The sequence below is a fragment of the Ruegeria sp. HKCCA4633 genome, from assembly GCF_013034605.1.
In the GTDB taxonomy this organism is placed as follows: Bacteria; Pseudomonadota; Alphaproteobacteria; order Rhodobacterales; family Rhodobacteraceae; genus Ruegeria.
Map to the genome: position 1 here is coordinate 781,044 of NZ_WQGJ01000001.1, position 17,721 is coordinate 798,764.

Consider the following 17,721-nt stretch of genomic DNA (forward strand, 5'->3'; position numbering starts at 1 on the left):
CTCCTCAGCGGACGATGGTGCCGGTACGGCGGATTTTGCGTTGCAGTTGCATCAGACCATACAGCAACGCCTCAGCGGTCGGAGGGCAACCCGGCACGTAAATGTCCACAGGCACAACCCGGTCACAGCCACGTACGACCGAGTAAGAGTAGTGATAATAGCCACCGCCATTGGCGCAGGATCCCATCGAGATCACATAACGCGGCTCGGGCATCTGGTCGTAAACTTTACGAAGCGCCGGGGCCATCTTGTTGGTCAGCGTGCCTGCCACGATCATCACGTCTGACTGGCGTGGGGACGCACGCGGCGCGATACCAAACCGTTCCGCATCATAACGGGGCATCGAGGTATGCATCATTTCAACCGCGCAGCAGGCCAGACCAAAGGTCATCCAATGCAGCGACCCGGTGCGCGCCCAGTTGATGATGTCCTCGGTCGAGGTCAGCAAGAAGCCCTTATCCTGCAGCTCAGCGTTCAGGGCCTGGGTGGCGACTTCTTTGTCGACGCCAGCAATGTTTGCACCCGTCATCACTCCCATTCCAAGGCCCCCTTCTTCCACTCATAGGCAAAGCCGATGGTCAGAACACCAAGGAACACCATCATCGACCAAAATCCGACATCGCTGATGTCCTTGAAGCCGACGGCCCAAGGGAACAGGAAGGCGATTTCAAGATCGAAGATGATGAAAAGAATCGACACCAGATAGAACCGGACATCGAATTTCATCCGCGCATCGTCGAAGGCATTGAAACCACATTCATATGCGCTGACCTTTTCGGGGTCTGGATTGCGGACGGCCAGAACCACAGCAGCCAGAATCAGGACGATCCCAAGGCCAACGGCAACGGCCAGAAACACCAGAATCGGGAGGTACTCCCGCAGCAGGTCTTCCACGAATAGCTCCTTTCCTGCGCATATCCCAAAAGGGTGCGCCGTCAATTGGCGTGTTGACTGGACATTCTCTATCCCTGCGGGGTCAGGTGGTCAACCGAACACAGTGCCCCACGACATCAAACATGCGCTTGACAGCGCGGCATAGAATCGCAGCGGGGTTTCTTGCCAAGGCCAAGCGGTTCTTTGTTAAACCTACTTATTCCATGCAGGTTTTCGTTTTTCGAAGAACGCCGCAATTCCTTCACGCGCCTCTTCCGTTTCCCAGCGTTCAACCAGTTCCCCAATGGTCTGGTCTATCACAGCGTCATCAATGTGCGGGCCCAGAGTTCTGATCAGCTCTTTGGCCGAGGCAACCGCGCCGGGCGCGCATGACAGATAGGGTCGAATTTCATCCTCTATTGCATCCGCAAGCTGGTCTACGGACACCGTCTTTGCCAGCAAGCCCAGCTCAACAGCCTCTGCAGCATCGAACAATCGGGCCGACATAAACACTCTGCGCGCACGCGCTTCGCCCATACGGGCGATGACGTAAGGCCCGATGGTGGCAGGGATCAGGCCCAGCCGGGTTTCAGTCAGACCCATCTTGAGGCTGTCCACCCCTATTGCGATGTCGCAGACAGCAGCCATCCCAACACCGCCGCCAAAGGCGTTACCCTGCAGTGCGCCGATCAAAGGCTTGGGCAGTGTGTTCAATGCTTGCAGCATCTCAGCCAGCTTGCGGGCCTCGGTGAAACGGGTCGCTTTATCCGCCGCCATCTGATCCTGCATCCAACCCAGATCGCCACCTGCGCAAAAGCTCTTTCCGGCTGCGGCCAGAACAACGACCCGGACAGTATCGTCCTGCCCCAATTGCTCTGCGGCTTGGGTCAGCTCGGTGATCATCTGACCCGACAAAGCGTTGTGCTTTTCTGCCCGACTCAGGGTCAGAGTGGCTATCCCTCGTGAATCGGTCGAGATCGCGAGTGTTTCAAACATTTCAGCCCCTTAGTGCCTTTGCCATCCGCGCGGCTTCTTCAATCACATCGAGGTCCAGCCCCGTTTCATATCCTAGTCGTTGCAAATGCTCGGCGACGGCTTCGGTGGCTACATTGCCTTCGGCCCCCGGCGCATAGGGGCAACCGCCCAACCCACCGACGGCTGCGTCGAACACACGCACGCCCAGCGCCAGCGCCGCATCGATATTGTCAATTGCGCGTCCATTGGTGTCGTGGAAATGCCCCGCCAGCCGCGTCACGGGAACCCTTTCGCGCACCGCCAAAAGCATATGTGCGACCTTGTCTGGCGTTCCCTGCCCGATCGTATCACCTAACGAGACCTCGTAGCAGCCCAGCGCAAACAACCGGTCTGCAACCTCGGCCACTTTCTCGGGCGGGGTTGGGCCGTCATACGGGCAATCGGTCACACATGAGACATAACCGCGTACCGGCAGGTCGATATGGCGCGCTGCTTCCAGAATCGGAACGAACCGCTCAATCGATTCCGCGATTGACGCGTTGACATTGGCCTTGGAAAACCCCTCGGACGCCGAGGCAAACACGGCAATCTCGTCTGCCTTGGCCGCCAGCGCATCCTCATACCCACGCATATTGGGCGTTAGCGCCGCGTAGCGGACACCATCCGCGCGGTTGATCCCGGCCAGAACTTGTGCTGTCCCGGCCATCTGCGGCACCCATTTTGGTGACACAAAACTTGCGACTTCAATCCGACGGAACCCGGCACGGCTGAGGCAGTCGATCAGTGCCACTTTGTCGGCAACAGGTATCTCACGCTTTTCGTTCTGCAGCCCATCGCGCGGCCCAACTTCATAAATCCCGACCTGATCACCCATGTCTGTGCCCCTTCTGGCTGCTTTTTGTTTTCAAAACGGATGATCTGACCGTGCCACGTGTAGCGACGCGGGTACAGATCACTCTTCCTCCAACCGCACCAAGGCTGCTCCGGCTTCGACCTGAGCACCATCTTCGACCAGCACCTCGGCCACAACGCCATCACGCGCCGCCAGCAGGGAATGCTCCATCTTCATCGCCTCAAGAATGGCCAAGCGATCACCCTCTTGCACGGCCTGACCCGCTGTCGCAAAGACCGCTTTGACCAGACCTGGCATCGGCGCCTCGATCACATTGGTATCGCCCGTAGCACTGGCATCCCGATCAAGTGGGTCGATCAGATCAAAGCTGCGGCCATAATCCGTAAACACGGTCAGGGTCGACCCACTTACAGAAACGTCTGGCATCGGCGCACCGTTCAGTGTCCAGCGATCCGAGGTCCGCTCGGCCAAGACGCGATCCTCTCCCATTTGCCAAATCTGACGATCCGGTCCGTCGACTTGCACATCCAGATCCAGGGTTTCGCCCTCAGCGGAGAGTTGCACGGCGCGATGCAACGGAGCCCAAAGAGAGAACCCGGTTTCAGGCGCGACATTCACCAGCTCCAAAGCTGTCATTGCAGCAGCAACAACTGCCTCGACCGAAGGTTCTGGCTCCTGAACCAATGTCTCAAGGTCCTGCCCGATCAAACCCGTATCCACATCGCCCGAGGCAAACCCCGTATGACGGGTCAACGCCCCCAGGAAAGCCAGGTTTGTTACGGTGCTCGCCACTTTGGTTGTTTGTAAAACCCGGTGCAACGTCTCAAGTGCGACAGAGCGGGTCGGCCCGTGCACAACCACTTTGGCAATCATCGGGTCATACCATGGGCTGATCGTATCCCCTGCCCGCACGCCACTGTCGGCGCGGCAATTGGCAGGGAAATCCAGATGCGTCAGCGTACCCGTCGCAGGCAGGAACCCTTTCGGAACATCTTCCGCATAAAGCCGTGCCTCAAACGCATGGCCCTGGATCGACAGGTCTTCCTGCTGCTTCGGCAAGCTTTCACCCGCCGCGACGCGCAATTGCCATTCGACAAGATCAACACCCGTAATCGCTTCGGTCACAGGGTGTTCCACCTGCAAGCGTGTGTTCATCTCCATGAACCAGAACCTGTCTGGGCGCAGCCCGTCCGAGGCGTCCACAATGAACTCAACCGTGCCCGCGCCTTTGTAGCCAATCGCCTCGGCGGCACGAACGCCCGCCTGCCCCATAGCCGCGCGCATCTCAGGCGTCATGCCGGGGGCCGGAGCCTCTTCGATCACCTTCTGATGTCGCCGCTGCAACGAGCAATCGCGTTCGAACAAATGCACCGCATGGGTGCCATCGCCAAAAACCTGCACCTCAATATGGCGCGGCTTGGCGACGAACTTCTCGACCAGCACCGCATCATTGCCGAAAGCGGTCTTGGCCTCACCGCGGGCACTGTCCAGCGCTGCGGCAAAATCCTCGGGCCGTTCGACAAGCCGCATGCCCTTGCCGCCACCGCCTGCCACGGCCTTGATAAGAACCGGATAGCCTATGGTATCCGCTGCGCCCGCCAGATGCTCGGCATCCTGATTGTCACCGTGATAGCCTGGGACCACCGGAACACCGGCCTGCTCCATCAGAACCTTAGCGGCATCTTTCAGGCCCATCTTGCGGATCGCATCCGCTGACGGGCCAATGAAAACCAACCCCGCAGCCTCAACCGCATCCACGAAATCAGGGTTTTCGGACAGAAACCCATAGCCGGGATGGATCGCCTGCGCGCCCGCATCCAACGCGGCCTGAATGATTACATCGCCCTTCAGATAACTCTCGGCAGGGGCCGCACCACCGATATGAACAGCTTGATCCGCCATCTGCACATGCTTGGCCGAGGCGTCCGCGTCCGAATACACCGCAACGCAGGACACGCCCATCTTCTGAGCAGTTTCCATAACGCGGCAGGCGATCTCACCCCGGTTGGCAATCAGGATTTTGTTGAACATAGTTTACTCCTCAGCCGCTAGATCTTCGATGAGGCGGAACCGTTCACAGAGCAATTCCATCTTGGGATCAAACCCGCCATTGCGCTCAAAATACTGGCGGTGGTGCTCACGCCACCCTTCAAGGGTTTCATTTTCGCCTTCGGCCAACGCAAAATCTTCGGTCACGTCGCAATACCGACAGATCGCCACGTCGACCGTTTCGATCACCAATGCCGGGCGATCATCCCATTCCAGTGCGATATCACGCCGCCCCACGACAGGCTTCGCCGGGCTGTCTTCGGGATAGTCACGCAAAGCTCCGCAAGTCGCCGTTTTCCGACCCGTTCGCACCAGAGACAACAGCTCAGCGCTCAATTCAGCATTGTCGCCAAACTTGAAGGTTTGCGAACCTGGATAGCGCGCCACGACATCATTCACACAAACGCTCATCTTACATCCTGAACACGCCGAAACGTGTCTCCTCAATGGGTGCATTCAGCGCCGCGCTCAGCGACAGGGCCAGAACGTCGCGCGACTTGCGCGGATCGATGATGCCGTCATCCCATAGCCTCGCCGAGGCATAGAGCGGGTGGGACTGCTCTTCGAACATCTCCAGCGTTGGGCGTTTGAACTCGGCCTCTTCCTCAGCCGACCAAGTGCCGCCCTGCCGTTCGATGCCGTCGCGTTTCACGGTGGCCAGAACGCCCGCCGCCTGCTCACCGCCCATCACGGAAATGCGCGAGTTTGGCCAGGTCCACAAGAACCTTGGCTGATAGGCCCGACCGGCCATGCCATAGTTCCCGGCCCCGAACGAGCCGCCCACCAGCATCGTAACCTTCGGCACCGAGGTCGTCGCCACCGCCGTCACCATCTTGGCCCCGTGCCGGGCGATACCTTCGTTTTCATATTTCCGTCCCACCATGAAGCCGGTGATGTTCTGCAGGAACACAAGCGGCGTCTTGCGCTGCGAACACAGTTCCACAAAATGCGCACCCTTCTGTGCAGCTTCGGAAAACAAAACGCCGTTGTTGGCAATGATCCCGACCGGACAGCCTTTGACATGAGCAAATCCAGTCACCAGTGTCTCACCGAACCGGGGCTTGAACTCATCAAACCGCGAGCCATCAACCAAACGTGCAATCACCTCGCGGATATCATAGGGCGTGCGCAGATCAGCAGGGACGACGCCAAGAATTTCCTCAGGGTCGTACGCAGGTTCCTCCGACGTTTCAAACTGTAGGCCACGCTTAAGTTCGGCACCGCCCAACGACCCAACCGCGCGCCGGGCCAAGGCAAGCGCGTGGGCGTCATCCTCGGCCAGATAATCCGCCACGCCGGACAAGCGGGTGTGGACGTCTCCCCCACCCAATTCCTCGGCACTGACGACCTCGCCCGTCGCGGCCTTAACCAGAGGTGGCCCGGCCAAAAAAATGGTGCCCTGCTCTTTCACGATGATCGTCACATCAGACATCGCGGGCACATAAGCCCCGCCCGCCGTACACGACCCCATCACCACCGCGATCTGAGCGATCCCCTTCGCGCTCATCCGCGCCTGATTATAGAAAATGCGGCCAAAATGGTCGCGGTCGGGAAAAACCTCATCCTGATTGGGCAGGTTCGCACCGCCGCTATCGACCAGATAGATGCAGGGCAGATGGTTTTCCTCGGCAATCTCCTGAGCGCGCAGATGTTTCTTGACTGACAGCGGGTAATATGTGCCGCCCTTTACGGTAGCGTCGTTGCAGACCACCATAACCTCCCGGCCCTGCACACGACCGATCCCGGCAATCACCCCGGCACAAGGTGCGGCATCGCCATACATCCCATGCGCCGCCGTCGCGCCGATTTCCAGAAACGGAGAGCCCGCGTCCAACAGGTTCGCGACCCTGCGCCGCGGCAGCATTTTGCCCCGTGATTCATGCCGCGCGCGGGATTTCTCGCCCCCGCCCATCCGGGCCGCTTCGGCAGCAGCTGAGATTTGGGCCAGCGCGTCGAGATGAGCGGCGCGGTTTGCTTTGAAGCCCTCGGAGGCGGGCATGGCTTTTGATGTGAGTTTCATTTTTAGATATCCACCTTCAATGCCCGATTACTTATGGGCAAGACCACCACTGCGAAGTAAATTATGTAGAAGGTTACGCTCTTTGCAGAAGACGAGAGGGGCCAATTGAACAGCCCTTCAGGGTTGTTCAAATTGATTCTAATCTCATCCAGTGCCAAGAAAGGCAAAGGCAGCGTCATCAGAAAAAACAATAGTAAGAAATGAAAAACCCCATTCTTGGACTTAACGCGCAGCCAAGCTTCGCAGTTGCCACACCTTACAGCTGGCTCGTACTCCTCACTGCCAACCCTAGTGTTCAAAACACTTAAGGGCTGCGGCACCCCATATTTGGGGTACTTTAACCCTGACAGACGCCGCAAAATCTTATTCATTGTCGGTCTCCCCCGCCGCCCGAGCCTTCAACTCTTTCCGGATCACCTTCCCCGTCACCGTCATCGGCAATTCCTCCAGAAACGCCACTTCGCGCGGATAAGAGTAATGCGCCAAACGGTCTTTGACCCAATCCTGCAACTCACGCTCTGCAGCCTGAGCCCCCGGTTTCAGCACCACATACGCCTTGACGATCTCGGTCCGCAGCGGGTCGGGCTTGCCGACCACACCTACTGTCGCCACCGCGGGATGGGTCAGCAGGCAATCCTCGATCTCGGCAGGGCCGATGCGGTATCCGGCTGAGGTAATCACGTCGTCGTCGCGACCAACAAAGCGCAGGAACTCACCCTCCCAAACGCCTCGATCTCCGGTGATCAACCAATCGCCCCGGAATTTCTCAGCCGTCGCCTCGGGCCGTTTCCAATATTCCAGCAGCATCGAGGCGGACCCGCGCCGGATCGCCACGTCGCCTTCCTCGGTCGTCGGATTGCCGTCTTCGTCGATCACCGCCACGTCATGCCCCGGCACGGGTTTGCCGATACAACCGGGCTGCACTGGGAAATCCTCGGCGCAAGAGGACACCACCATATTGCATTCGGTCTGGCCGTAGAACTCGTTGATCGTCAGACCAAACGCTTTTTGCCCCCAGGCCAGCATCTCGACCCCCAAGGGCTCGCCCCCGGACGCGACCGAGCGCAGGCCGGGAATACTCTGATCTGCCGCTTTCAGCATTCGCAAGGCCGTGGGTGGGAAGAACACGTTACGCACTCCGCCGCGCGCGACAATATCGGCGCAGGCTTCGGGCGTGAATTTCTCAAGCCGCGCCGCGACCACGGGAATACCAAGCGCCAGGCCCGGCATTAGCACATCGAACAAACCGCCGATCCATGCCCAATCCGCCGGTGTCCACAGGCAATCGCCCTCACGCAAATGGTTATGACTGATCGAGACACCCGGCAAATGCCCGGTCAGCACACGATGCCCATGCAGCGCGCCCTTTGGGCTTCCTGTGGTACCTGAGGTATAGATCAGCACCGCTGGGTCCTCGGGACCGGTGTCGGCGAATGGAACGGGTGCGCCAGCCTCACCAATTTCTGATGCAATCAGAGCTTCGGCCAAATCGCCCAGCAGTGCAGCCCCTTCGGCATCGGTCAGCACAATTTTGGCGCCCGCATCTCCGACCCGCGACCTCAGGGCATCCTGCTTGAACAATTTAAACAGCGGGACAGAGATCGCTCCGATCTTCCAGATGGCCAGATGGGCTGCGGCGCACCAGGCGGACTGGCTCAGCAGCACGCCGACGCGGTCTCCGGGCTGCACACGGCGCAGCAGGGCGCGGGACAGATCATCCGACATATTAGCCAGCTGTCCGCAGGTGACTTGGCGTGCATCCGTACCGGTCAAATCAATCAACGCCACCTGATCATGAGCATGGCGCAGGCATTGCCACGCCATGTTCAATTGCGCAGGCACGTCCCAGCCACCCCCTGGGCGCAAACCCGGTATGCGCTCAGCGTTTAGCACCGTGAAACTCCCTTGTTTCTCTTGCACTTAACCAGATTTCATCCGGTCCCGCAGTCACCGGAATTTGATGCAGATCAGGGCGACCCGGACGCCAGTCTGCGACTCCAGTCCCATCAACAGAACCAAAGGCAAGAATATGACCAAGAAACTCGCCGCATTGACCCTGTCCACCGCCCTTGTGGCGATGGCCGCCCCTGCATTCGCCCAATCGCAAGGAGATTGGACCGTCGGCATCGGTGTGGGTTATTTGGACCCGAAATCCGACAACGGCACGATCGCTGGCGCACCTGCGACGATTGACGCAGATACACGCCCGATCTTCACCGCCGAATATTTCATCCGTGACAACCTGGGCATCGAACTGCTGGCCGCAACTCCGTTCAAACACACCATCGCCCTTGGCGGTGTTGATGCGGCCACAGTCAAGCACCTGCCGCCCACACTGTCGTTGAACTACCACTTCCCGACCAACAGCGCTTGGAAACCCTATGTGGGTGCCGGTCTGAACTATACCATCTTCTTCGATGAACAGACCGCTTTGGGCAATCTCAAGGTCGATGACTCCTTCGGTGTCTCGCTGCAGGCCGGTTTGGACTACATGGTCAGCGATAACGGCGCAGTCCGTTTGAACGTACGCTGGTTCGACATCGACTCGGACGTATCGCTGAACGGTACCAATATCGGCACCGCAGAAATCGATCCGTTCCTGGTCGGCATTTCCTACGTCCATAAATTCTAATCCCATCTCAAAAGCGCCCCGCAGTGACCTCGTCTGCGGGGCGTCTTTTCTCAGAGCATTTCGCTCATCATTTCACGGCCGATCAGCATCCGGCGAATCTCGCTAGTGCCAGCGCCGATCTCCATCAGCTTGGCATCCCGGAAAATCCGGCTGACCGGCGAATCCGACAAGAACCCGGCCCCGCCCAGCGCCTGAACCGCCTGATGCGCCTGCACCATCGCCTGTTCCGAGGCATACAGACAGCACGCCGCCGCGTCCTGACGCGTCACGTCGCCCCGATCACAGGCCTTGGCGACCTCATAAACATAAGCCCGAGCCGAGTTCATCGCCGTGTACATGTCGGCGATCTTGCCCTGCATCAACTGGAAGCTTCCGATGGGTTTGCCGAACTGTTTGCGCTCGGCCAGATAGGGCATCACTTCGTCCAGACAGGCGGCCATGATGCCGGTGCCGATCCCGGCTAGAACCACACGTTCATAGTCCAGCCCCGACATGAGCACGGCCACGCCTTTACCCTCTTCGCCCAACACGTTCTCGAACGGCACTTCAACGTCTTCAAAGATTAGTTCAGCCGTGTTCGACCCGCGCATCCCTAGCTTGTCGAAATGAGGTGAGGTCGAGAACCCTTTCATTTCCTTCTCGATCAGAAAGGCCGTGATCCCCTTTGACCCGGCATCCGGATCTGTCTTCGCATAGACCACCAGTGTATCCGCGTCCGGTCCGTTGGTGATCCAGTATTTATTGCCATTCAAACGGTAATGATCGTTCCGCTTCTCCGCCCGCAACTTCATCGACACAACGTCCGATCCAGCTGACGGTTCCGACATGGCCAGCGCGCCGACATGCTCACCCGAGATCAGGCGCGGCAGGTATTTCTGCTTCTGCTCCTCACTGCCGTTCAGCTTGATCTGGTTCACGCAGAGGTTCGAATGCGCCCCGTATGACAGGGAAACCGATGCCGAGGCACGCGCGACTTCTTCGACCGCGATCGTATGCGCCAGATAGGACATACCTGCACCGCCATATTCTTCGGGCACGGTGACGCCCAAAAGGCCAAGTTCGCCCATCTCTTTCCACAACTCATTCGGAAAAGCGTTGTTCAGGTCAATCTCAGCCGCCATGGGCTTGACCCGTTCCTGCGCCCAGCGATGCACCATTTCGCGCAGGGCATTCACATCCTCACCCAGATCGAACTTCATCGTGGCCATGAACATCTGCGTCCTCCCTCCGCGTTAATGAACAAGTGTTCAATAAATCAGTATCAGCGAATTCGTGCCCGGTCAATCTTTGTGAGCACCCCAAAGCAAAACGCCGCCCAACAAGGGCGGCGTTGCAAAAGATTGAGCGTGCGCCGCAGGCGCACTCCGCATGGTTACGACAGATAGACCGCGCCCACCTCGGTCCGGATTATCCGCGCAATCATCTGGCAATCTTCCAGTGAAAACGTCAGGGGTACACGCATGTCCATGACGCCAGCCAGAACACGATCGCTTTCTGGCATACGCTCACTGTCGAAATAACGCCAACTGTCATAGCGTGATGTGAACCCGGTTGGCTCGGCCCCTCCGAACCATTTCAACTCGACCCCTCGCGCCGCACAACGGCTGATCACGTCGGCAACCCCCTCGGACGACCAGTCCAGCAGCAGAAACTGGATCGAAGATCCGACATAGGTTTCCTCCTCGGGCCGCTCAACTATGGTCAGGCCCGGCGTTCCGCGCAAACCGGTTTCGATCTCGCGATAGCGCTCATTCCAACGCTCCACCTGACGGTCCAGATCGCGCAATTGCGGGCGAAGAATTGCAGCACGCAAATTGTCCATCCGGCCAGAGACATTCGGCGTCGTGTATTTGATCCGCTCGAACACCTCGGGCCCCGGTGCGGCCAGATGGCGCTCATACAGCATGTAGGATCCCGACAGCATTGTGGCTTTGGCCGCCAACTCCTCGTCATCGGTGACAAGCAAACCGCCCTCGCCCGAATTCACGTGCTTGTAAGTCTGGCACGAATAACAGCCGATCACGCCCTGCCGCCCTGACAACTGGCCCCGCCAGGCTGCACCCATAGTATGCGCGCAGTCTTCGATCACGATCACCCCGGCGGCATCGCACATCTGCATCAGTCGGTCCATGTCGCACAGGTGGCCCCGCATATGGCTGAGCATGAGCACGCGCGCCTGATCCAGTTTGCGCTCAAGATCATCCAAATCGATGGTAAGATTTTCGGTCACGCCCACAAAGATGGCCCGCCCCCCAACCGAAGCAATCGACCCCGGCACCGGGGCCAACGTGAAGGCGTTGGTCAGGACAGGATCACCGGGCTGAACTCCAACCGCGCGAAGGGCGGTGGCCAGAGCATATCCGCCAGATGACACAGCCAGACAGTATTTCGCCCCCATCTGCGCCGCAAATTCCTGCTCCAGCAGAGCCGTTTCCCCCAATTCGCCCGCCGCCACGTTATAGCGATGCAGACGCCCGTGGCGCAGAACGGCCAGAGCCGCCTCTATCGCGTCCTCGGGAAGGGGTTCCTGCTGCGTGAAATTGCCAGTAAATGTTTCGGTCATGGTCTTTTTCTGGGGCTCCGAGTGAGTCCGGTCAAGGTTTCAGGCTGCCGCACCTATCAGATCGGGCACGAGGTCCGGCAAATCGTCGAAGTGGTGCAACAGGGCTTCGGGTTCCAATGCCGCCATGTCATCCCCTGACGGTCCGAATGTCACCAAAACAGATGGAACCCCTGCGGCTTTGGCGGTGTTGCGGTCTGTATCCGAGTCTCCGATCAGCACGCACCAATCAGGGTCGCCCCCGGCGCGACGCGCAGCTTCGCGGAGTGGCGCCGGATCAGGTTTGCGCACCGGCAGCGTGTCGGCACCGACCAATGAGGCAAAGCGGTCTCGTACACCCATGCGGTTCAGCAACAATTCGGCCAGATATTCAGGTTTGTTGGTGCAAATGCCAACACCGTACCCCGCCTTGCTCAGCATCTCGACCGCTTGCAACGCGCCGGGATAAAAACTGGTGTGGGTGTCGATGTCCTGCGCATAGGCTTCAAGCAGAACCGGGTAATAGGCGTGGACCGTATTCTCATCAAAGGCACCCACGCGTTTTAAACCGTGGGTCAACATCATGCGGCCACCGCGCAGCGCTATACCAGCATCCTGTCCATGGACCAGCACATCGCCGTGCCCCATTTCGCGAAAACAATGGTTCGCTGCGGCCAGCAAATCGCCTGACGTGTCCGCCAATGTGCCGTCCAAATCGAATATGACGGTGCGCATATCGCCTCCTTATTCGGCAGGTTTTCGCCGTGTCCTGTTTCAATCGGCAATCTTGTTTGATGGCCGAACGGCTTGCGCCTTTGCCCTCAGCGGATAAAACGGTCGGCAACAAAACACAAAGAGAAAACGATTTCATGAGCATTGCCCTTGTCATCCTTGCCGCCGGAAAAGGCACCAGGATGAATTCGGATATTCCCAAAGTCCTGCACCCCATCGCCCAAGTGCCGATGCTTGTCCACGCGATGCGCGCCGGGTCCGTTCTGTCGCCCGACCGCACCGTGATCGTCACCGGCCACGGGTCGGAAGCTGTGGCTAAGGCGGCACAGGGCGAAGACGAAGAGGCGCAGATCGCAGTTCAGGAAGAACAGCAGGGCACTGCCCACGCAGTCGCGCAGGCCCGACAAGCGCTAGAGGGGTTCGATGGCGATGTTGTCGTCCTTTATGGCGACACCCCGTTTCTGCAACCCGACACGCTGGAACGGATGATCGAGGCACGGTCGACAAACGATCTGGTCATTCTGGGGTTCGAAGCCGCCGACCCAGCACGTTATGGCCGGTTGGTGATGAAGGGCGACAGCCTGGAACGCATCGTCGAATTCAAGGACGCCACTGATGAAGAGCGTGCTGTAACCTTCTGTAATTCCGGACTTCTTGCCTGTAGCGCAAAACTATTGTTTTCGCTGATCGATGCTGTCGGAAACGACAACGCTTCCGATGAATACTACCTGACTGACGTGGTGGAAATTGCCCGCAACCGTGGTTTGGACGTGACCGCCGTCGCCTGTGACGAGTCCCAGACACTGGGGGTGAACTCGCGCACGGATCTTGCCGCCGCGGATGCCGTGTACCAGGCCCGCGCACGTGCTGAGCTTTTAGACATGGGTGTCACCTTGATGGCCCCTGAGACGGTTTATCTGGCCGCTGACACTGTGATCGGGCGCGATACAGTGATCGAACCCAATGTGGTGTTTGGTCCCGGCGTCACGGTTGAAAGCGGCGCGACGATCCGGGCGTTTTCGCATCTGGAAGGGTGCCATGTCAGTCGCGGCGCGATCATTGGGCCCTATGCCCGTTTGCGCCCCGGCGCCGAGTTGGCCGAAAACACGCGGGTTGGAAACTTCGTCGAAATCAAGAACGCTGAAATCGCCGAAGGTGCCAAGGTCAACCACCTCAGCTATATCGGCGATGCGACTGTGGGTGCTGCAACAAATATCGGCGCAGGAACAATCACCTGCAACTATGACGGCGTGATGAAGCACAAGACCACCATTGGTGAGAACGTGTTTATCGGGTCGAACACCATGCTTGTCGCCCCCGTAACCGTAGGCGACGGCGGAATGACAGCAACGGGCACTGTCGTGACCAAGAATGTGGAACCTGACGCGTTGGCTGTGGCTCGCGCCAAGCAGGAAAACAAGCCCGGATATGCGCGTAAATTGTTTGATATGTTAAAGGCGAAGAAGGCTCGCCGCGATAAAGAGGCCTGAGATATGTGTGGAATAGTAGGTGTTTTGGGGCAGCACGAGGCGGCCCCTATTCTGGTAGAGGCCCTGAAACGGCTGGAATATCGCGGCTATGACAGTGCCGGAATTGCTACTGTGAATGATGGCGCGCTGGGCCGCAGGCGCGCGGTCGGCAAGCTGGTCAACCTCAGCGACCTGTTGGTGCACGAGCCGCTGCCCGGAAAGTCCGGTATCGGTCATACCCGTTGGGCCACACACGGCGCGCCCTCGGTCAACAACGCGCATCCGCACAAAGCAGGTCCTGTGGCCGTGGTTCATAACGGCATCGTCGAAAACTACCGCGACCTAAGGGCCGAACTGGCCCAGCATGGCGTCGATTTTCAGACCGAAACGGATACCGAAACCGTTGCCTTGATGACCGAGCATCACCTCAACTCGGGCATGTCGCCGGTTGAAGCCGCATTCAAAACGATCGATCAACTCGAAGGCGCTTTTGCGTTGGCGTTTTTGTTCGACGGAGAGGACGACCTGATCGTTGCTGCCCGCAAGGGGTCGCCGCTGGCCATCGGCCACGGGGATGGTGAGATGTATGTCGGGTCTGACGCCATTGCCTTAGCGCCATTGACCAATCAGATCACGTATCTTGAAGAAGGAGACCGCGCGGTTCTGACCCGCACCTCTTTGGAAATCCGCAATGAGGCCGGTGAGCTAGCCAACCGTGAAAAGCGCAAGATCAAGCTGGATCACGCACGCGCTGACAAGGGCGAGCACAAGCACTTCATGGCCAAGGAAATTGCCGAACAGCCCATCGTCGTGGCCGAGGCTATCCGATCTTACTTGCCCACCGGCGGTGACCGCGTTGTGCTGCCGGACACCGAGCTGGATTTCACCAAGCTGGACCGTCTGACCATGGTGGCCTGCGGCACGGCGTTTTACGCCTGTCTGACCGCGAAATACTGGTTCGAACAACTGGCCAAGATGCCGGTCGAGGTCGATATCGCCAGCGAGTTCCGTTACCGCGAGCCTCCGATCACCGGGCGCACCCTGGCGCTGTTCGTCAGCCAGTCAGGAGAAACCGCCGATACGCTGGCCGCATTGCGCTATTGCGAAGGTAAAGCTGACAAGATTGTTTCGGTTGTAAACGTGCCGGAAAGCTCGATTGCCCGCGAAAGCGATATTGCCCTGCCGATTCATGCAGGTGTTGAAATCGGCGTTGCCTCGACAAAGGCCTTTACCTGTCAGCTCAGTGTACTGCTGATGCTGGCACTCAAGGCTGCTGCTGACCGGGGCACGTTGACCGATGAAGAAATCGCCGATCATGCCGCGGCACTGCGTGGATTACCGACTATTTTGAACGCGGCGCTGGATCAGAACCGGGCGATCCGTAAAGCCGCCCAAAGGTTGTCTGAAGCCCGCGATGTGCTGTTTCTGGGCCGTGGCCTGATGTATCCGCTTGCAATGGAAGGCGCGCTGAAGCTCAAGGAAATCAGCTATATCCACGCCGAAGGTTATGCATCGGGTGAGCTGAAACATGGGCCCATTGCCCTGATCGACAAACATATGCCCGTGGTGGTCATGGCCCCGCGTGACACTGTCTTCGACAAGACCGTGTCGAACATGCAGGAAGTGATGGCCCGAAAAGGCAAAGTGATCCTGGTGTCAGATGATGACGGTATAACGGAAGCTGGTGACGGTGTTTGGAGCACCATCCGAATGCCCCACGTTCACAGCAGCCTTGCGCCTATTCTGTATTCCGTTCCCGCGCAACTGCTTGCCTATCACACGGCCGTTGCCAAAGGCACAGACGTGGATCAACCTCGCAATCTGGCCAAGTCGGTCACAGTGGAATGACCTGGCCTGCCCCTGTCACCCTTGCCGGAGATCACGTTCGGCTGGAGCCGCTGAATATTGCACATGCCGAAGCGCTGAAGGCTTCGGCGGCAGATTTGGGACAACTTTGGTATACCTCTATTCCTACTGTCAAAGGGATGGAGGCTGAAATTACCCGCCGCATCGGGTTGCACGACATGCAGCCCTTTACCGTGATGACCCCCGACCGCACTCCGGTGGGCATGACCACCTTCATGAACACGGATGAGGTCAACCGGCGTGTCGAAATCGGGTCGACCTGGATCGGGCGCGCTGTCCAGCGCACCCCGCTGAACACCGAAGCGAAGTTCTTGATGCTGCGCCACGCCTTCGAGGATCTTTCTTGCAATGCGGTCGAGTTCCGAACCCATCGGATGAACTTTCAGTCGCGACGGGCCATAGTGCGGCTCGGCGCGCAGCTGGATGGCATCCTTCGGGCCCATATGGTGATGTCCAACGGCACGCTGCGCGACACGGCAGTATATTCGATCGTTGCCGCGGAATGGCCTACAGTGCACGCGCATCTGCTCCATAAGCTGGAACAATGACAATGGACGAAGCGCTGGCCGCGCTGCAGGCCCATGCCGACCCCGAACGCGCCCAGCAGATGGCGGCCTATCACAAGACCGACCGCCCATATCTGGGCGTTGGAAACCCAGTGCTCAACGACTTGACCAAAGCGTGGCGGCAAGAGCTGGACGTATTCAAACGCGTCGACCTCGCTGGCGCACTGTGGCAAACCAATATTCACGAAGGCCGGATTGCAGCGGCCAAACTGCTGACCCAAGCCCGTATCCGCCCCGACCAAGAAGTTTGGGCCTTGCTGCAAAGTTGGTTGCCGGATTTCGACGCCTGGGCCATTGCCGATCATGCCAGCGTGGCGATGCAAAAGCGCCTGACGGCCAGCCCCGAACGGTTGGAAGAGGTTGAAGGCTGGACCCAATCCAACCACATGTGGACCCGCCGCGCGGCGATGGTTGCGACCCTGCCTTGGACCAAGCAGAACCACCCCAAGCCCGAAGACATACTGCGCCGCGACCGTATTCTAAGCTGGGCTGCCGGATATGTCCCGGATCGCGACTGGTTCATTCAGAAGTCCATAGCTTGGTGGCTGCGTGAGCTGTCCAAACATGACCCAGATCGCGTGATTGCATTTCTGGAAGAATACGGCAACGCGATGAAGCCATTTGCCCGCCGTGAAGCTGGCAAATACCTGAAGGATCAGTTGGCGTAGACCTCGACCTCGACCAGTTCATCCAGCGGCACCAACAAAGCCCGCATGGCGTCCAGCGACAACCGGCTGCCACCGCTGGCTGGGCCCGGGATCGGAACCAGAGTGATGTAAGCCTGCGCCCCGGTTCTTGGCACCACAACGCGCGCCGTTACCTCGCTTTTGACCAAAGGTGTCTGCATCCATCGCCCGGGCGTGGTTGGATCACCCAGCCCGGCGATACTGGTTTTTGCCCTGGCCCAGGTGGGGCGCGCAGATACAGGCTCGGGCTCCAACACTTCTTCTGAAACCGATGTCGTGGACTCCGTTTCGGTAACGGTCTGCGCAGGCGCATCGTCTCTTCCGAAAACGCGGTCAGTCGTGGACCGGACCGCGTCGCAGCCAGCGACCAGCACGCACAGTAACAAAAGCATTTTCTTCATGCCCAAATCCTACAGCCCTGCGCGCATCTGTACCAGCGCAAAGCACAGTTCACCCTTGTC

General features: G+C 58.8%; 18 protein-coding genes. 5 read left to right on the forward strand and 13 right to left on the reverse strand.

The window, feature by feature from the left end; all coding sequences use genetic code 11:
• Nucleotides 1-4: 4 nt before the first annotated feature.
• The 9 genes from GOV85_RS03910 to GOV85_RS03950 form a co-directional block, all read right to left on the reverse strand.
• Nucleotides 5-538: an NADH-quinone oxidoreductase subunit B family protein gene (locus tag GOV85_RS03910; RefSeq protein WP_171175173.1), complete on the reverse strand. Its 534-nt coding sequence runs from the start codon at nt 536-538 to the stop codon at nt 5-7.
• Complete coding sequence (locus GOV85_RS03915; RefSeq protein WP_050602775.1) at nt 529-894, reverse strand: NADH-quinone oxidoreductase subunit A; 366 nt, start codon at nt 892-894, stop codon at nt 529-531. The genes GOV85_RS03910 and GOV85_RS03915 overlap by 10 nt, the downstream gene beginning before the upstream one ends.
• A gap of 192 nt (nt 895-1,086) precedes the next feature.
• Nucleotides 1,087-1,869: a crotonase/enoyl-CoA hydratase family protein gene (locus GOV85_RS03920; protein WP_171175175.1), complete on the reverse strand. Its 783-nt coding sequence runs from the start codon at nt 1,867-1,869 to the stop codon at nt 1,087-1,089.
• 1 nt (nt 1,870) lies between these two features.
• Nucleotides 1,871-2,722, reverse strand: a complete 852-nt coding sequence (locus tag GOV85_RS03925) for a hydroxymethylglutaryl-CoA lyase (protein WP_171175178.1) — start codon at nt 2,720-2,722, stop codon at nt 1,871-1,873.
• A 78-nt stretch (nt 2,723-2,800) separates the two neighbouring features.
• Complete coding sequence (locus GOV85_RS03930; protein WP_171175180.1) at nt 2,801-4,732, reverse strand: acetyl/propionyl/methylcrotonyl-CoA carboxylase subunit alpha; 1,932 nt, start codon at nt 4,730-4,732, stop codon at nt 2,801-2,803.
• 3 nt (nt 4,733-4,735) lie between these two features.
• A complete protein-coding gene (locus GOV85_RS03935; RefSeq protein WP_171175182.1) occupies nt 4,736-5,161 on the reverse strand; it encodes an ASCH domain-containing protein in 426 nt (141 codons plus the stop codon).
• Between the two features lies 1 nt (nt 5,162).
• Nucleotides 5,163-6,770, reverse strand: coding sequence for a carboxyl transferase domain-containing protein (locus GOV85_RS03940; RefSeq protein ID WP_171175184.1), 1,608 nt, complete (start codon nt 6,768-6,770; stop codon nt 5,163-5,165).
• Between the two features lie 2 nt (nt 6,771-6,772).
• On the reverse strand, nt 6,773-7,141 hold the full coding sequence (locus GOV85_RS03945) for a hypothetical protein (RefSeq protein ID WP_171175186.1): 369 nt from the start codon (nt 7,139-7,141) through the stop codon (nt 6,773-6,775).
• Nucleotides 7,134-8,663, reverse strand: coding sequence for an AMP-binding protein (locus GOV85_RS03950; protein WP_171175187.1), 1,530 nt, complete (start codon nt 8,661-8,663; stop codon nt 7,134-7,136). Before GOV85_RS03950 ends, GOV85_RS03945 begins: the two co-directional genes overlap by 8 nt.
• Before the next feature lie 136 nt (nt 8,664-8,799).
• Here GOV85_RS03950 and GOV85_RS03955 point away from each other — a divergent pair, with 136 nt between their 5' ends.
• Complete coding sequence (locus GOV85_RS03955) at nt 8,800-9,402, forward strand: OmpW family protein (RefSeq protein ID WP_171175189.1); 603 nt, start codon at nt 8,800-8,802, stop codon at nt 9,400-9,402.
• A 50-nt stretch (nt 9,403-9,452) separates the two neighbouring features.
• On the opposite strand, the gene GOV85_RS03960 is transcribed toward GOV85_RS03955, so the two are convergent.
• The 3 genes from GOV85_RS03960 to GOV85_RS03970 all read right to left on the reverse strand — a co-directional run bounded on the left by GOV85_RS03960 (nt 9,453) and on the right by GOV85_RS03970 (nt 12,676).
• Nucleotides 9,453-10,616, reverse strand: a complete 1,164-nt coding sequence (locus tag GOV85_RS03960) for an isovaleryl-CoA dehydrogenase (protein WP_171175191.1) — start codon at nt 10,614-10,616, stop codon at nt 9,453-9,455.
• 158 nt (nt 10,617-10,774) lie between these two features.
• On the reverse strand, nt 10,775-11,965 hold the full coding sequence (locus tag GOV85_RS03965; RefSeq protein ID WP_171175193.1) for a DegT/DnrJ/EryC1/StrS aminotransferase family protein: 1,191 nt from the start codon (nt 11,963-11,965) through the stop codon (nt 10,775-10,777).
• 39 nt (nt 11,966-12,004) lie between these two features.
• Entirely contained in the window at nt 12,005-12,676 is a 672-nt protein-coding gene (locus tag GOV85_RS03970) for an HAD-IA family hydrolase (protein ID WP_171175195.1), read from the reverse strand.
• 134 nt (nt 12,677-12,810) lie between these two features.
• Here GOV85_RS03970 and glmU point away from each other — a divergent pair, with 134 nt between their 5' ends.
• From glmU to GOV85_RS03990, 4 genes are read left to right on the forward strand one after another with little or no spacing between them, the layout of a single operon-like run.
• A complete protein-coding gene (glmU, locus tag GOV85_RS03975; RefSeq protein WP_171175198.1) occupies nt 12,811-14,163 on the forward strand; it encodes a bifunctional UDP-N-acetylglucosamine diphosphorylase/glucosamine-1-phosphate N-acetyltransferase GlmU in 1,353 nt (450 codons plus the stop codon).
• Between the two features lie 3 nt (nt 14,164-14,166).
• Nucleotides 14,167-15,990, forward strand: a complete 1,824-nt coding sequence (glmS, locus tag GOV85_RS03980; RefSeq protein WP_171175200.1) for a glutamine--fructose-6-phosphate transaminase (isomerizing) — start codon at nt 14,167-14,169, stop codon at nt 15,988-15,990.
• The gene (locus GOV85_RS03985; RefSeq protein ID WP_171175202.1) at nt 15,987-16,556 is read left to right on the forward strand and encodes a GNAT family N-acetyltransferase; all 570 of its coding nucleotides are present in this window, start codon (nt 15,987-15,989) and stop codon (nt 16,554-16,556) included. Before glmS ends, GOV85_RS03985 begins: the two co-directional genes overlap by 4 nt.
• Nucleotides 16,553-17,242 carry a DNA alkylation repair protein gene (locus tag GOV85_RS03990; protein ID WP_171175204.1) on the forward strand — a complete coding sequence of 230 codons (690 nt, stop codon included), beginning with the start codon at nt 16,553-16,555 and terminating at the stop codon, nt 17,240-17,242. Before GOV85_RS03985 ends, GOV85_RS03990 begins: the two co-directional genes overlap by 4 nt.
• On the opposite strand, the gene GOV85_RS03995 is transcribed toward GOV85_RS03990, so the two are convergent.
• Complete coding sequence (locus tag GOV85_RS03995; RefSeq protein WP_171175206.1) at nt 17,230-17,661, reverse strand: hypothetical protein; 432 nt, start codon at nt 17,659-17,661, stop codon at nt 17,230-17,232. The two genes, GOV85_RS03990 and GOV85_RS03995, sit on opposite strands and share 13 nt — an antisense overlap.
• Between the last annotated feature and the right edge of the window lie 60 nt (nt 17,662-17,721).

Coding starts and splice junctions, on each gene's coding strand:
- GOV85_RS03910 (WP_171175173.1), bottom strand. CDS start 538: ATGGGAGTGATGACGGGTGCAAACATTGCTGGCGTCGACAAAGAAGTC.
- GOV85_RS03920 (WP_171175175.1), bottom strand. CDS start 1,869: ATGTTTGAAACACTCGCGATCTCGACCGATTCACGAGGGATAGCCACT.
- GOV85_RS03925 (WP_171175178.1), bottom strand. CDS start 2,722: ATGGGTGATCAGGTCGGGATTTATGAAGTTGGGCCGCGCGATGGGCTG.
- GOV85_RS03930 (WP_171175180.1), bottom strand. CDS start 4,732: ATGTTCAACAAAATCCTGATTGCCAACCGGGGTGAGATCGCCTGCCGC.
- GOV85_RS03935 (WP_171175182.1), bottom strand. CDS start 5,161: ATGAGCGTTTGTGTGAATGATGTCGTGGCGCGCTATCCAGGTTCGCAA.
- GOV85_RS03940 (WP_171175184.1), bottom strand. CDS start 6,770: ATGAAACTCACATCAAAAGCCATGCCCGCCTCCGAGGGCTTCAAAGCA.
- GOV85_RS03945 (WP_171175186.1), bottom strand. CDS start 7,141: ATGAATAAGATTTTGCGGCGTCTGTCAGGGTTAAAGTACCCCAAATAT.
- GOV85_RS03955 (WP_171175189.1), top strand. CDS start 8,800: ATGACCAAGAAACTCGCCGCATTGACCCTGTCCACCGCCCTTGTGGCG.
- GOV85_RS03960 (WP_171175191.1), bottom strand. CDS start 10,616: ATGTTCATGGCCACGATGAAGTTCGATCTGGGTGAGGATGTGAATGCC.
- GOV85_RS03965 (WP_171175193.1), bottom strand. CDS start 11,965: ATGACCGAAACATTTACTGGCAATTTCACGCAGCAGGAACCCCTTCCC.
- GOV85_RS03970 (WP_171175195.1), bottom strand. CDS start 12,676: ATGCGCACCGTCATATTCGATTTGGACGGCACATTGGCGGACACGTCA.
- glmU (WP_171175198.1), top strand. CDS start 12,811: ATGAGCATTGCCCTTGTCATCCTTGCCGCCGGAAAAGGCACCAGGATG.
- glmS (WP_171175200.1), top strand. CDS start 14,167: ATGTGTGGAATAGTAGGTGTTTTGGGGCAGCACGAGGCGGCCCCTATT.
- GOV85_RS03985 (WP_171175202.1), top strand. CDS start 15,987: ATGACCTGGCCTGCCCCTGTCACCCTTGCCGGAGATCACGTTCGGCTG.
- GOV85_RS03990 (WP_171175204.1), top strand. CDS start 16,553: ATGACAATGGACGAAGCGCTGGCCGCGCTGCAGGCCCATGCCGACCCC.
- GOV85_RS03995 (WP_171175206.1), bottom strand. CDS start 17,661: ATGAAGAAAATGCTTTTGTTACTGTGCGTGCTGGTCGCTGGCTGCGAC.